The following is a 14,915-nucleotide window of genomic DNA, read 5'->3' on the forward strand; positions in this document are numbered from 1 at the left end:
ACCGAATCTATGTATGTTAGATAGTGCAGATCGGCTCTGAATCCCGCGATGTATGGTGGAAAAAAGACTTCAGAATGACATCTTTCGCAAAAATGTGATGAAAATTCCGAAATATTAGTCATTTTGTAAAAAGCTTCAGATGTCGGTCTCAAGGGTTGCGTTAAATTCTACATAATAAAGATTCGGGAGGGGTGCCGCCACGTGGAGCTCATGTGGTCGTATTTTTTGGTAAGATGTTCTGCGTTCGTCATATTTTTCGGTGGCATATAAAAATAGGGGTGCATATGAAAACTCATGCGGTTCGGTCTGGCGCGCGTTTTGGCGCTCGGCTTGCTCTCTTCTGTTCGGCGGCTTCTGTTCTGGTCGCGCCGGCTTTCGCGCAGGAAACCACCTCGGCGGCGGCCGAAGCTCCGGCTGGCGATGCCGACATCGTCGTCACCGCGCTCAAGCGCGCGACGAGCATCCAGGATACCCCGCTCGCCATCTCGGCCGTGGGGGCAGCCACGCTTGCCAACCAGAACATCACGGACTCGACGCAGCTGACGCGCGTCACGCCCAACCTGCGTATCGAGGAAAACAACGGCGGCAGCCGCATCACCATCCGTAACCTGCGCGCTTCGGGTGAAGCGCTGGTCGGCCTCTACTACGACGAAACGCCGCTGTCGGGCACGGGCGGCGTCAGCAACGACGCCGGCGCCAACTCGCCGAGCGTGCGCCTGTTCGACGTGGAGCGCGCCGAAGTGCTGCGCGGGCCGCAGGGTACGCTCTATGGCGCCAGCTCGATGGCCGGCACCATGCGCATCATCTTCAACAAGCCCAATCTGGTCGATTTCGAAGGCGCGCTCAACGGTCAGGTGACGACCACCGACAGCGCCAGCGGCACGGGCCAGATCCTTGACGCCATGGCCAACGTGCCGATCATCGCCGACAAGCTGGCGGTGCGCGCGGTCGGCTATTACAACTTCGCGCCCGGCTATGTGAACAATTCGATCCTGGGCCTGAAGGATATCAACGACAGCCGCGGCTACGGCGGCCGCCTGCTGGTCCGCGCCCGGCCGATCGAGAACCTGACGATCGACGGCATGGCCGTCTATCAGAACAGCCGCGGCGATTCCGGCGCGTGGAACAACACGCTGTACCGCCTCACCGGGAACAAGTTCGACCAGACGCTTACCATCCGCCAGCCCCGCAGCGATGCGATGCAGCTTTACAGCGGCACGCTGAACTGGGACTTCGGCTTCGCCACGCTGACCGCGGTCGCTTCGTATTCGAAGCGCGATATCGAATATAACTTCGACTACACGCCCTATTTCCGGCGCTATTTCACCGGCACCTACACCGGCGATCCGGCGAGGATTCCGGGTTATGCCGCGTTCGCTTCGGACTGCAACGCCGGCCGCGTCACCGGGCTGCCGGGCTGCACCGGCACCGATTACCAGAACTTCGTGACCAGCTGGGGTGATCTCACGGCCTACCAGCCGCAGACCAACAAGACCTCGACGCAGGAAATCCGGCTTGCCAGCGATGCCAACGCGCTCAAGTGGACGATCGGGTTCTACCACAGTGATCGCAAGAACTTCACGCGCAGCCTGCTGAACACGGTCGATCCGATCACCGGCGCGCAGTCCTATCCGAACGGCTATGTCCTGCCGTACGGCCTGGGCAGCAAGACCCATCTGGATCGCACGATCGACGATTCGCTCAAGCAGATCGCCGGCTTCGCCGAACTGACCTATGACATCACCGACGCGCTCAGCGTGACGGGCGGCATCCGGTACTTCGAATACAAGAAGGTCACTGGCGCCGAAGTGATCATCCCGAACTACGTCGCGGGCAACACGATCACGCCTTATTCGGAAATGAAGGGCAAGGAAAACGGCACGCTGCTGAAGTTCGGCGCGAGCTACAAGATCACGCCGGACGTGATGATCTTCGCCTCGGCCTCGCAGGGCTACCGCCCCGGCGGCGTCAACCAGACGCTCGGCCTGCCGAGCTATGCGGCGACGTACGAGTCCGACAAGCTGTGGGACTATGAGCTGGGCGTGAAGAGCAGCTGGTTCGACCGTAAGCTCATCGTCAATGCCGATGTGTTCCAGATGGACTGGACCGGGATGCAGGTTTCGGCCTCGTACCAGGGCGCGTTCGGCTTCCTGACCAACAGCGCCGCCAAGGCGCGGATCCGCGGTATCGAGCTGGAAAGCACGGTCATGCCGCTCGACGGGCTGACGCTGCGCGCTTCGGGCAGCTACACCACCGCCAAGCTGCAGGATGACATCAACCTGCCCAGCAGCCTGAACGTCTGCCAGAACACCTCGCCGCCCTATGTCGGCTGCGTCGTCTTCCGGGGCCTGGGCAAGAAGGGCAACACGCTGCCCTACACGTCCAAGTGGACGCTCCAGGGCCAGGCCGACTACACCCGGCCGGTCGGTGGTGATCTGGCGGCCATGGGCCACGCCGATGTCAGCTATCGCAGCGGCTTCTGGACGATCTACGATCCGTCGGCGGCCGGCGTGATCCCGGACAACGATCACCTGGCGGGCTACGCCACGGTCAACCTGCGCATCGGCCTGGAGAAGGAAGACGGCCGCTGGGGCGTCTATGCCTTCGTCAACAACGTGTTCAACAAGCTGGCGATCCTGTCGAAGTCGTCGAGCGCCACCAGCTCGACGATCGCCAAGACCATCGTCAACGGCCAGTCTTACGACACGCAGAACATCAGCACGATCGAGCCGCGGGTCATGGGCCTCAGCTTCCGTTCGAAGTTCTAAGGGGGGCATGATGAAACGAGGTCTTGTCCATCGCCGCGCGGCTGCCGCGCTTGCGATGGCTTCCATCCTTGGCGCGGGCACTGCCTGCGCCAAGGACTTCGTGATCCACGCGGGCAAGCTTATCGATGGCGTTTCGGCCACGCCCAGGACGAACGTGTCGATCATCGTCAAGGACGACCGCATCACCGGCGTGCAGAGCGGTTTCGTGACGCCGGCCGGAGCCGAAGTGATCGACCTGTCGGGGGAAACCGTGCTTCCCGGCTTCATCGACATGCACGATCACCCTTCGTCCAATGGCGATCGCCGGCCGCTCAACCGTTTCGTCCAGACCGAAGGCGATGCTGTGATCGCCGCGGTGGGCAGTGCCCGGCGCGAAGTCGAAACCGGCTTCACCACGGTGCGTGACGCGGGCTCCGGCCCGCTGACGCTGCCGGCGGTGAACCGCGCGATTGCCGCGGGCAGCATCGTTGGCCCGCGTTACTGGCCGGCGCTTGAGCCGCTGGGCCCCACCGGCGGGCATGGCGACCGGCTCAATGGCCTGCGCCCCGATATCAGCATCGCCGGCCGCGATGCCGGGATCGTCGACAGCCCCGAGGAAGGGCGCATGAAAGTGCGCGAGCACCATCGCCGGGGCGCCAAGGTCATCAAGATCATGCCTTCGGGCGGCGTCGGTTCGATCGGCGACGATCCCAACCACATGACGATGACCTATGACGAGATGAAGGCGATCGTCGACGCGGCGCATGAACTGGGCATGAAAGTGCTGGCGCACGCCCACGGCAAGAAGGCGATCGACACGGCGGTCAAGGCCGGGGTCGATTCGATCGACCACGGCACTTATTCCGATGCCGAGAGCTACAAGCTGATGAAAGAGCATGGCACGTTCCTCGTGCCGACGCTGCTTGTCGCCGATGCGATTTACCAGAATGCGGTCAAATCCCCCGAAACCCTGCCACCGACGGTTGCCGAAAAGGCCATCGCGGTGACGCCGACGATGATCGGAAACGCCGGCCGCGCCTACAAGGCCGGCGTGAAGATCGCCCTGGGCACGGACCAGGGCGCCCTGTCGGGTCGCAACAAGGCGGAAGAGTTCGCACTGCTGGTAAAGGCCGGTCTGCCGCCGATCGAGGCGATTTTCACCGGCACGCGCAACGCCGCCGAACTGCTGGGCGATTCGGAGAATGTCGGATCGGTCCAGACCGGCCGCTTCGCCGATATCGTGGCGGTGAAGGGCGATCCACTGGCGGACATCACCGTGTTGCAGCAAGTGGATTTCGTCATGAAGAATGGCGAAGTGCTCAAGCAGAACGGCACGATGCTGCGTTGATGGCTTTGACGGCCGGTCCTGGAAAAGGGCCGGCCGTTTTCGCATGAGCGGCATTCTGGGGGGGATGGTTTCAATGCAGCAAGTTCGCCGTCGCGTCCCTGGTTTGAGCGCGGCTGCTTCCTATGCTTCGGCGGCGGCCACCCCCTTTGCCAACCGGGAAATCCTCGTCCTCCACCGCGCGCCCGGCGATGCCGTTCGCGGCGATCGGCTGTCGCCCAGGGGCGGCGGGCGAGGGTGGCCGGGCGATGGCAAGGTTTTCCAGCGCGGCGGCATCATGCCGCGCTGAATCGAATATGCGACGATGGCGGGAGGCGCTATTCCTGCCGCACGCCACCGTCGTCTGAAGTACGAATTGTGTGTGGATCAATGCTCCTCCGGGCCTCGCCGACAATGGCGGGAAGACATGAAAAGGGACGTCAGATGCGTGCGACAAATCTCCTGCTGTTGGCTTTGATGACGGGTTCCGTCCTGGCCGGTGTGCCCAGCGTGGCAGCCGCCAAGGATGCCGCCAAGCCCGTCGATGCTGCCGCGACCACCGCGGAGAGCCAGGCTCTTCCGCTCGATGGCATGCAATATCGCATGATCGGCCCCTTCCGGGGCGGGCGCGCCAGCGGCGTTTCGGGCGTGACGAACGATCCCACGACCTATTACATGGGCGCGGCCACCGGCGGCGTGTGGAAGACCACGGACGCCGGCCGGACCTGGAAGCCGTTGTGGGACAAGTTCCCCGAAGCCTCGCCGTCGATCGGCGCGCTGGCGGTTGCGCCTTCTGATTCCAACATCATCTATGTCGGCACGGGTGAAAGCGCCATTCGCGGCAACGTCGCGGCGGGCAACGGCATGTACAAGTCGCTCGACGCGGGCAAGACCTGGCAGTTCATCGGCCTGCGCCAGTCCGAGGCCATCGGGCGTCTGGCGATCAGCGCGACCGATCCCAACACGGTGTTCGTGGCGGCGCTCGGCCCCGTCTTCCGCGAAGGAGGCGAGCGCGGCATCTTCCGCACGCGCGACGGCGGCAAGACCTGGGAGCGCGTGCTCTACGTCGATGACAAGACCGGCGGCGTCGATGTGCAGATCGATCCCAACGATCCCAACCTCATCTATGCCGCGATGTGGCAGGCGCACCGCAAGCCCTGGATCATGGAGAGCGGCGGCCCCGGCAGCGGCCTCTATCGTTCGCGCGACGGCGGCAACACCTGGGAGAAGCTGTCGGGCAATGGCCTGCCGCCGGGCATCTGGGGGCGCATCGGCGTGGCCCCGACGTCCGATCCCAAGCGCATCTATGCGCTGATCGAGGCGGAAAAGGGCGGCCTGTACCGCAGCGATGACGCCGGCGCGAGCTGGCAGCTGATGAACAGCGACGGCTCGATCCGCCAGCGCGCGTGGTATTACACCACCGTCTATGCCGATCCGAAAGACCCGAACAAGGTCTTCGTGATGAACGTCAACGGCCAGAAGTCGACCGACGGCGGCAAGACGTTCAAGACGCTGCCGCTGTTCCACGGCGACACGCACCAGCTCTGGATCAATCCGCGCGACCCGCGTTACATCATCAACGCCAACGATGGCGGCGCGGGTATCTCGGTCAACGGCGGCGAGACCTGGACCGAGCAGATGAACCAGCCGACCGCGCAGATCTATCACATCTCGGTCGACAATCAGGTGCCCTACAACATCTATGGCGCCCAGCAGGACAACACCACGATCCGCATCCCCAGCGCCAACACCGAAGGGCCGATCGGCGTGCAGCACTGGCGTTCGGTCGGCGGCGGCGAGAGCGGCTATGTCGTTCCCGATCCGAAGGACCCCAACATTGTCTATGCCGGCAGCTACTGGGGCGATATCTCCCGCTATGACGAGCGGACCGGCGAGGCGGTTCCCGTCAAGCCCTGGCCGCGCGAGAGCATGGGCTGGGGCGTGGAAAGCCTGAAGCATCGCCGTGGCTGGACCGTGCCTTTCGCGTTCTCGCCGCACGATCCCAACGTGCTCTATTACGCCAACGAAGTGCTGTTCAAGACGACCAATGGCGGCAAGTCCTGGGACATCATCTCGCCGGACCTGACGCGCAACGACAAGTCCAAGCAGATCGCCTCGGGCGGCCCGCTGACCAAGGACAACACCAGCGTCGAAGTCTACGGCACGATCTTCTCGCTGAACGAATCCCCGGTCGAAAAGGGCCTGATCTGGGTTGGCACGGATGACGGCCTGATCCAGCTCACGCGCGATGGCGGCCAGAACTGGTCGAACATCACGCCCGCCGCGATGCCCGAATGGGGCACGGTCGACATGGTCGAGCCGCATCCGCACAAGGCCGGCACCGCCTATATCGCGGTCGAGCGCCACAAGCTGGGCGACAACACGCCTTATGCTTTCCGCACGGACGATTACGGCAAGAGCTGGGTTTCGATCACCAAGGGCTTGCCCGCCGATGCCTATGTCCATGTCGTCCGCGCCGATCCCGAGCGGGACGGCCTGCTCTATGCCGGCACCGAGAGCGGCATCTTCTTCTCGCTGGACGATGGCGCCAGCTGGAAGCCGCTGAAGCAGAACATGCCGCGCGTGCCGGTGCACGATCTCGTCGTCCACGATGGCGATATCGCGGTGGCCACGCATGGCCGGTCGTTCTGGGTGCTCGACGATGTCAGCCCGCTGCGCCAGTGGTCGGACAGCATCACCAAGGCCGACTTCCACCTGTTCAAGCCGCGCCAGACGGTCCGCATCCAGTATACCGGACGTGGCGACATGACCGGGACTTTCGCCGGACCCAACCCCCCGCAGGGCACGATCATCTATTACTCGCTCAAGCAGGAAGTTCCCGCCGATCGCATCAAGCTGGAAATTCTCGATGCCTCGGGCAAGGTGATCCGCACTTATGCCGCCGCCAAGCCCAAGGCGGACAGCGACGGTGGCGAGGACGAGGATGGTCCGCGCAGGCCGCCGGCGCCCGGCACCAAGGCGGGGCTGAACCGCTTTGCCTGGGACATGCGCTATGACGGTGCGGTCCAGGTGCCCAAGTCGGCGCTGTGGCACGCCTCCACGCTGGGCCCGGTGGCATTGCCCGGCAAGTACACCGCCCGGCTGACGGTCAACGGCAAGGTGCAGACCCAGCCGATCGAGATCGTGCCTTACGGCAAGATCCCGGTCAGCCCGGACCAGCTCAAGAAGCAGTTCGATCTGGCGCTGGCGGTGAACACGCAGCTCAACGCGGTGCAGATGGCCGTGCTCGAGATCCGCGATTTCCACGCCAAGCTGGCCGACGTCCGCAAGGCCGCCGCCGGCAGCGCGAACGGGGCCGGGGTCATCGCGGCGGCCGATGCGCTGGAAGCCAAGGTCAACGCGGTCGAGGAAGAGCTGATCCAGAAGAAGTCGGTCTCTTCGCAAGACCCGCTCAACCACCCGGTGCGGCTGAACAACATGCTGGCCTCGCTTTCGCGGACCGTCACCGAAGGGGACGTCGAGCCCACCACCCAACTCTATGTGGAGTTCGATGAGCTGAAGGCCATGGCCACGACCCATCTGGGCACGTGGGCGAGCCTGAAGACCAGCGATCTGGCGGCCTTCAACGCGCTGGCGGCCAAGGCGAAGCTGAAGCCCATCACGCTGGCGACGCCCGCCATGCTGGCCGAGGGCAAATGATTGCTCCTGCCCGGTAGCCGTGGCATCGTTCGTTTCGACGAACGATGCCACCACGGCCTCCTTCCGGTCACGAGCGGAGAACAGGCTTGAAATCCATATGGTTGCCCTTGGGAAGGCTGGTTGCAGCGGCCTTCCTGGCAAGCGGGGCGAACGCATACGCGCATGAGGCGATCAGCGCGCCCACGCCCGAAGGCGGGCTGGGCTGGCAAGTGCTCGCTTCCTCCGAAGTGATCCCCTGGCAGGACGAAGGCACGGGACGCGAGCACATCCGTCCCGGCTTTTCGCCCGAGGTGCTGGCGCTGCGCGACAAGCCGGTCACACTGGCCGGATTCATGATGCCGCTGGCCGAGGGCGAGGAGGGGCGCAGGCATTTCCTGCTGTTCGCATCCGCGCCCGATTGCCTGTTCCACATGTCCGTGGGGCCGACCCAGTTCGTCGAGGTGCGCACCGACCGGCCGGTGGAGCCGACCGAGCGCGCGCTGGTGCTGCGCGGCACGATGCGGCTGGTGGATGAGAACAAGGGCGGGGTCTTTTACCGGATCGACCACGGCCAGCTCGTTTCGGTGCTCTGATGGCGCGCCCCGTTACCGATCGTCGCGGATCACCGCCCGCCAAGGAACATGTCGAGTTGCCGTCGGAGCTTGACGCCTGCGACATGAAGATCCTGAAGGCGCTGGTGAACGATGGCCGGATCAGCTGGCGCGACTTGTCCGACCAGATCGGCCTTTCGCTCACGCCCACGCTGCGCCGCGTGCGCCGCCTGGAAGCGGCCGGCTTCATCGAAAGCTATACCGCGACGCTCGACGAGCAGCGGCTGGTCGGCTCGCTGAGCGTTTTCGTCTCCGTCACGCTGGACAAGCAGTCGGAAGACACGCTGACCGCGTTCGAGGCCCATATCGGCGCGCTGGAGGAAGTCACCAGCTGCTTCATGATGACCGGGAACGTCGATTACCTGATGCGCGTGGTGGTGCGTGACCTGAACCACTATCAGCGCCTGCTGATCAAGCTGACGCGCATTCCCAATGTGGCGCATGTCAATTCGAGCTTCGCGCTCAAGGCCGTCGTGCGGCGTTCCGGCTTCTATATCTGATCGGCCAGGTCCGGCCGCGCCATCGGCCGGCTGACATGCTCCGGGTCGGGAAGATCCCGGTGCAGCCGGGGGGCTAACCTCTCGAAATCCGTAATCGCCCGATCCGGTGCTCCCGCTGGCTCGTCAGCAGGAGCGATCCGGCCTTGCGATACCGGGATTCCCGGCGGGGGCGGAGCGTGCCTGGCTGGCAGGCACGCTCCGGTGTTGCCGATCAGGGGCGCGGCTTGGCCGGCGCGCCGGCGTCCAGGTGATCCCAGTTGAGGATCGCGTTGAAGCCCAGGAAATAGCTTCCCTGCGTCTGCCACCGCCAGAAAGGCCGCAGCGCATACAGCACCATGTGCCCCTTGCCGTCCGGCACGTCGACGATCAGCGCCTTGCGCGTCAGCGCCTGCGATCCGCTCAGCATACCGCTCAGCAGGATATCGTCGCCCTTGTCGGGGAACTGCATCACCACGCGCGGGAACTGGGTCGGATCGGCGCCGCCCCGGCGGGAGACCGGCAGCTGCGAGCCGAAGGGGGAGGTGGTGTCGGTGCCGGCGGGCTTTTCCGCCGGAGCCGGCTGCGCGCCCCAGGTCGAAAGCGGCGCGCTGCCCGCGTTCGGCGTGGTGTTCTGGCTCAGGCGGACGCCGGGGCCGCTGGGATCGAAATAGCCCATGCCACGACCGCCCTGGCTGATGGTGAGCACCGGCGCTTCTGAGAAGTAGATCGGCAGCTCCTTGCCCTGGTAGCCATAGGCCAGCGGGCTCGCCTTGTCGGTGAACACGCCGCGCATGATCGCGCCCTTGGTGAACAACTCGCTGGGCTTGGAAACGCTGACACCTTCGGCCACGCCATATTCGGCGAGCATCTCTACCGTAGAGCCATCGCCGATCAGGGTGCCGCCCTGTTCCACGAACTTCTTCAGCTCGGCCAGGCCATCCTGGCCCAGGCCACCGCGAATGTCGTCGGCGCTGTCCAGCTTGCCGAGGTTCGGGGTGAGGGCGCTGTTCTTGTAGGGAATGGGATCGCTGCCGTTCATCGCGACGCCGATCACCTGCTCGCGCGCGCTGGTGCCCACGGTCGGATAGATGATGATGTCGTACTTGGCGCGCAGCCCGCCCGCCCGCGCCTTGATATCGGCGAAATAGGTGTAGGGGATGCCATAGGTGTCAAGCGCGGCGCGCCACCAGCCCTCGTCCTGGGTGCGCAGCCAGCTGTGCATATAGCCGATGCGCGGCGCGGTGAGCGCGTGCGTGGGCACGCTGGGCATCCCGGTGACGGCCTCGCCGCGCAGGCCCAGCTCGCGCACGACCCGCTCCACCGAGGCGCGATCGGCGTTCGGCAGGATGAAGGTGCCCGCCGCATAGTTCTTGCCGCCAAGCTCGAACGGGGCCTCGGCCGCCAGCATCTTGGCGCCTTTGAGCTTGAAGCGCAGCGAGACGAGTTCGTTCTCGCCGGTGTGGTTGAGCAGGATGGTCGAGCCGGTGCCGGTGATCGTGCCGGGCGGCGTGACGTCGGCCGCGAGCAGCGTCATCGGCTGCTGCAGGATCGCCGGATCGCTGACCGTCTTGAGATCGACGTTGCGCATGAACTGCATGGTCCAGCCCGTATCGTCGTAAGGACGCGGATTGCTCGCGGGATAGTTCTGCACGCTCAGGTACATGTCCGCCAGCGTGCGATAGGGCTGGTCGCCGCGGATGATGTAGTCGCCCGCCGCAACCTGCACGCCGCCGGCGGTGAAGGCCTGGTTGGCAGTGCTGATCTCCACGCCTTGGTGGCGCAGTTCGTTGACCATGTCGATCACGTTCAGCGAGGCGACCTGCTGGGCCGGGATCACCCAGGCGTTGATCTTGCCGGTCTGGCCGGCAGTGATCGCGTTCTTGCTCTTGACCCAGTAGTTCTCAAGATACAGCGAATGGTCGGTCGCGACGCGATGGAGCGCGAACAGCAGCGCCGATTCCTGGATGTTGGTGTTGTTGCGCGGGGCCCAGTCGATCTCGGGCAGCGGCGGATTGGGGCGATACCATTCCCGGCTGGTGACGGTGGGGCCCAGCTTCAGGCCCTTCTGGATATCGGGGCCATAGCTCTGCACTTCGTAGAAGCGGCCGAAGCTGTTGTGCGTCTGGGCGATCCAGAAAAGATAGTTGGGCACCCAGCCATCATAGAAGCCGTACGTCCACACGCCCGGCACGCCGCGCTTGGTCATTTCCATGACCTCGGTTTCCGCCAGCAGCCACCATTCGTTGCTCTGGATCGGATCGAGCGACGGGTTGTAGGGGCCGGTGCCGGTCGAGGTGTAGAGATAGGACTGTGCTTCGTGCAGATCGTGCAGCACCGTGGGGTGCCATTCCAGCACGCCCCTGGTGATGTTCTGCGTCAGCTTGAGGAACTGGCCCATGCCGTCGCGATTGTTGTCATGCGCGACATACTTGCCCCAATAGACCAGCGGCGGGCGGGCCTTGCCGGTCTTCTTGCCGTAGTAATAGGTGTCGACCTGCTTCTCGCGCCCGTCCACTTCGACGACGGGGGTGATGAACGTCACCATGTTGTTGCGGATGTTCTGGATGAACGGCGTCTCTTCCACGGCCAGGCGATAGGCCAGCTCGATCAGCATTTCCGGTCCGCCGGTTTCGGGCGAATGAATGCCGCTCGTCACCCAGTAGATCGGCTTGCCGTTGGCGATGATCTGCCTGGCCTGCGCCTCGTTGGTCCGGCGCGGATCGCCCAGCGCGGCGAGATCGGCCTTCACCTGGTCAAGCTTGGCGAGCGTCGCCTCGTCCGCGATGGCGATGACGATCTGGTCGCGCCCTTCCTCGGTGGTGCCCAGCTTCATGAACTTCACGCGCGGCGAGGTGCGGGCCAGCTCTTCGTAATAGCGCTGGATATCCTTGGCATACGTCAGTTCGTCCGGCGTGCCGGGGATGCGGCCGAAGAACTTGAGCGGCGAGGGCACCGTGTCCGAAAGCGGCATGTGATCGACCAGCTCGGTCGTGAAGCGCTTGTCGATCAGGTGCTGCTGGATCAGGCGGGCATATTCCTCATCCTGCGGCTGGACCGGCGCGGCCGGCGGCTCGGCGTTGAGCGCGAGCGGCACCGCCAGGGCGGCGCAGGCCAGCGTGAGAGCGCGGATCGAAGGCAATGAACGATTCATGATGCGTATTCTCATGCTGGCGTGCTCCTTGTGTGCGTGCCGGTAGCCTATTGTCGGAAAAAAACCCGTGCCGCGCGCCGCCGCTGGTGGCGCGGGCTCTTGCGATGGCGGCGGCGCGGTATCGCTCGGCCTGGCGGCGGCGCGGGACATCGCTGTCATGGCAAGCGCCAGCTTGCGCGGTCCCGATCTTTGCATGGCCACCCCATCAGGAATTCAGTGATTATATCGTTGCCGCCGGCTGGCCCCTGCTTCCAGCCCGGCGGAGAAATTTCTGGCAGATTTCATCGAACTATAACTGATCGCTACAGATATTTCTTTCCAAACTGAATCGAAGTGTTGCCATGGTTTGGTGCAATCACCCTGCTGATATGCCAAACCATAGATCAAACACACTGCATTATAAGGCCGGACGCGTCCTCTTCCCGAGGCCGGAACCAGCGATTCGACGCACCGTGCGTAGCGCCTCAACGCCGCTTGTTGCGCCATTTCTGGAACTGGGTTAGGAAGAACAGATAAACCCCGGTAAGCCAAAGGATAAGTAACGCGATGCCGGAAGGAAGCATCAGGTAATATTTGACCCACGAGGCAAAGAACGTCCCGTCGTGGATCTTCTCAACGATGTCGGCGCCCCTATGATCGATATTCAATACTTCCAGCGTATGAAGATCGACCTGATATTCCAGCGCATCCTCGGTGATCACCTTGGCGATGCCATCGACCGGGCGAACATCTATCCGGTCGATCTCGCTCCAGCTCAACGGCTGCGGCGCCGCGTTCGACGCGGCGTTGAACAGCGCGTCGACCCGGACCTGGGCGGCGCCGGTGCGCGACGCCGCCTCGACCGGGGGCTGCAACCAGTCGACATCCTTCTTGAGCAGCAGGAGCACGCCCGTCACGGCGACAAGGCCGCCGGTCAGCAGCACGGCCAGCGAGGTCCAGTGATGGACCAGCCGCATGACTTTGCGCAGACGCGGCCTTGCCACCTTCAGCCTACCCTTATGCCGATCCGCACCGCGCGGCCCGCCGCCGGCAGCCCAAGCTGCGGCTCGATCAGGGAATCGCCGATGTTCTCGACATGGAGGAATACGTCAAATGGCTGATTCTTGACCCGAAAGCCCTGGCTCACCTGCCAGTTGAAGCTGGTCGAGCGTTCCAGCGGCACCATGTCCCCGGTGGTGTCGGCCGAATAGGCGCGGCCGTTGTGCAGCGCCTCGAACGAGGTGGCAAAGCCGCTGGGATGGGCATAGCTGGCGGTCAGGTTCGCCAGCAGCGACGGCTTTTCGGCGATCCGGTTGAGCGTGCCGGAATCGGCGTTCTTGCGCCGGACATGGGTCCAGGTGAGATTTCCGGCGAGCGTGACATATTCGTGCGGGCGCCAGTTGCCGCCCACCTCGATGCCCTTCACCTTGGACCCCTTCAGGTTGATCCGCTGGCGGAGCGAGCCGACATTGCGCTGGTCGATCGTGTTCTTCAGATCCTGCACGAACGGAATGACATAGAAGCCGCCCCGCTCGCCGCGCCATTCGGCGCCGACCTCGGCCGTCACGATCCGCTCGGGCTTGAGATCGGGGTTGGGCATGAAGCGCTTGATGCCTTCGCCGAAGCGTTCGCGCATGGTGGGCGCGCGCATCTTGCGGCCCAGCGCGCCGCGCACTCGCCAGCCGCTTCCGGCATCGAGGACGAGGCCGGCCCGTCCGGTCCAGTCGCGGGCATCCTTGACCGGCGGCTTGTCGCCGGTGCGCATATAGTCGACCACGTCGTAGCCGAGACCGACCTCGGCGCGCAGGGCGGTGGAGAAATCATACTCCAGCTCGCCGCCCACGCTCCAGTTGCGCTGCTTGTAGAACAGCGCGTCGGGCAGGCTGGCGGGCGGATTGCCGGCGCTGTCATAGCTGATGTCGCGCTGGTGATGGGTGGATTGCAGGAAATTGAACGAACCCACCAGCATCGCCGGGCCGGCCCGGTGCTTCAGCAGTTCGCGCACGCCCCAGGTGCGATCCTTGTCCACCTCGCGCGAGGCGACCTTGTCGTATGCGGCGCTGGCATAGCTGTCGATCGTCTGGCCGAACCGCTGGTACCAGGCGACGCTGTCCAGCTCGGTCGATTCCCCCAGCGCGCTGCGGGCGTTGCCCACGACAAGCGTGTGCTGCAGATCGGGATAGCGCCAGAACCGCGCGCCCGACGCGCGGTTGCTTTCCGGCGCGATGCCCTTGTTCCCCCAGACGTGAAACGCCGTCAGGCTGAGGGTATGCGCGCCCACCTCGCCGCCGACGCGGCCGAACACGCTGGCCAGTTCGCGATCGGTGTTGGTGCGCAGTTTGCGCCCGACTTGCGAATAGGGCAGGTCCGCCTCGTCCGAAAGCGGCTCGCCATCGCGGCTGGCATAGCTGCCCCCCACCATGACCGGGCCCAGCGGCACCGCCAGATCGGCATCGAACCTGTCGCCCGTGCCATAGGCCACCTTGCCGCGCAGGCCCGCGGTCGGCGAAAGGCTGAGCGCGCCCAGCGCGTTCACGCCGTAATGCGGCGCCAGCGGGCCGGCGGCCGATCGGGCCGTTCCGATCAGCCCGGCCGGGATCATGGCCAGGTCCAGCCGGTTGTCCCAGGGCACGTTGATATCGGCGCCTTCATAGAAGATCGCCACCTGGCGCTCGGCCGCGTTGCGCACGAAGGCGATCGTCTCGCCGCGCGAATTGGTGGGCAGGTACACGGCCGGAAGGCGGCGCAGGATCTCGTCCGCCGACGCCGCGTTGATCCCGGCCACGGCTTCGCCATCCAGCGCATGGCGGGTTTCGAACGAGGCGCTGTCCACCGGCTCACCATGGCCATTGACCACGATCGTTTCGGAAAAGACCTGCGTGCTCTGGGCCCATGCCGGCCCTCCCGGCATTGCCAGGGCGGCAGTCGACAAAAGAACCGCCGATAAGACAAGGCGTTTCGAACCGGAATGTACGGGCCGCGCGG

Annotated in this window: 9 protein-coding genes; 6 read left to right on the forward strand and 3 right to left on the reverse strand. The window is 64.5% G+C overall.

All coding sequences use genetic code 11. From position 1 onward, the window contains the following. Positions 1 to 284 precede the first annotated feature (284 nt). From PYV00_RS05555 to PYV00_RS05580, 6 genes are all read left to right on the forward strand, one after another. Positions 285 to 2,768, forward strand: a complete 2,484-nt coding sequence (locus tag PYV00_RS05555) for a TonB-dependent receptor (protein WP_275227281.1) — start codon at positions 285 to 287, stop codon at positions 2,766 to 2,768. 55 nt (positions 2,769 to 2,823) lie between these two features. Next, positions 2,824 to 4,095 (forward strand): metal-dependent hydrolase family protein, encoded by a 1,272-nt coding sequence (locus PYV00_RS05560; RefSeq protein WP_275227282.1) that lies wholly within the window; start codon positions 2,824 to 2,826, stop codon positions 4,093 to 4,095. Between the two features lie 43 nt (positions 4,096 to 4,138). Next, positions 4,139 to 4,381: a hypothetical protein gene (locus PYV00_RS05565; protein ID WP_275227283.1), complete on the forward strand. Its 243-nt coding sequence runs from the start codon at positions 4,139 to 4,141 to the stop codon at positions 4,379 to 4,381. Between the two features lie 200 nt (positions 4,382 to 4,581). Then, entirely contained in the window at positions 4,582 to 7,731 is a 3,150-nt protein-coding gene (locus tag PYV00_RS05570) for a WD40/YVTN/BNR-like repeat-containing protein (RefSeq protein WP_275227284.1), read from the forward strand. 107 nt (positions 7,732 to 7,838) lie between these two features. Further along, positions 7,839 to 8,303, forward strand: coding sequence for a hypothetical protein (locus tag PYV00_RS05575; protein WP_275227285.1), 465 nt, complete (start codon positions 7,839 to 7,841; stop codon positions 8,301 to 8,303). After that, positions 8,303 to 8,821, forward strand: a complete 519-nt coding sequence (locus PYV00_RS05580) for an Lrp/AsnC family transcriptional regulator (protein ID WP_275227286.1) — start codon at positions 8,303 to 8,305, stop codon at positions 8,819 to 8,821. Before PYV00_RS05575 ends, PYV00_RS05580 begins: the two co-directional genes overlap by 1 nt. Before the next feature lie 211 nt (positions 8,822 to 9,032). Here the strand turns inward: PYV00_RS05580 and PYV00_RS05585 are convergent, their stop codons facing one another. From PYV00_RS05585 to PYV00_RS05595, 3 genes are all read right to left on the reverse strand, one after another. Further along, the gene (locus PYV00_RS05585; RefSeq protein ID WP_275227287.1) at positions 9,033 to 11,951 is read right to left on the reverse strand and encodes a M14 family zinc carboxypeptidase; all 2,919 of its coding nucleotides are present in this window, start codon (positions 11,949 to 11,951) and stop codon (positions 9,033 to 9,035) included. Between the two features lie 464 nt (positions 11,952 to 12,415). Then, complete coding sequence (locus tag PYV00_RS05590) at positions 12,416 to 12,907, reverse strand: PepSY domain-containing protein (protein ID WP_275227288.1); 492 nt, start codon at positions 12,905 to 12,907, stop codon at positions 12,416 to 12,418. A 29-nt stretch (positions 12,908 to 12,936) separates the two neighbouring features. Then, positions 12,937 to 14,862: a TonB-dependent receptor gene (locus PYV00_RS05595; RefSeq protein ID WP_275227289.1), complete on the reverse strand. Its 1,926-nt coding sequence runs from the start codon at positions 14,860 to 14,862 to the stop codon at positions 12,937 to 12,939. Between the last annotated feature and the right edge of the window lie 53 nt (positions 14,863 to 14,915).

Origin of the sequence: Novosphingobium album (ex Liu et al. 2023), from assembly GCF_029076845.1 — a bacterium.
In the GTDB taxonomy this organism is placed as follows: domain Bacteria; phylum Pseudomonadota; class Alphaproteobacteria; order Sphingomonadales; family Sphingomonadaceae; genus Novosphingobium.

Coding starts and splice junctions, on each gene's coding strand:
- PYV00_RS05560 (WP_275227282.1), top strand. CDS start 2,824: ATGGCTTCCATCCTTGGCGCGGGCACTGCCTGCGCCAAGGACTTCGTG.
- PYV00_RS05580 (WP_275227286.1), top strand. CDS start 8,303: ATGGCGCGCCCCGTTACCGATCGTCGCGGATCACCGCCCGCCAAGGAA.
- PYV00_RS05555 (WP_275227281.1), top strand. CDS start 285: ATGAAAACTCATGCGGTTCGGTCTGGCGCGCGTTTTGGCGCTCGGCTT.
- PYV00_RS05590 (WP_275227288.1), bottom strand. CDS start 12,907: ATGCGGCTGGTCCATCACTGGACCTCGCTGGCCGTGCTGCTGACCGGC.
- PYV00_RS05585 (WP_275227287.1), bottom strand. CDS start 11,951: ATGAATCGTTCATTGCCTTCGATCCGCGCTCTCACGCTGGCCTGCGCC.
- PYV00_RS05565 (WP_275227283.1), top strand. CDS start 4,139: ATGAGCGGCATTCTGGGGGGGATGGTTTCAATGCAGCAAGTTCGCCGT.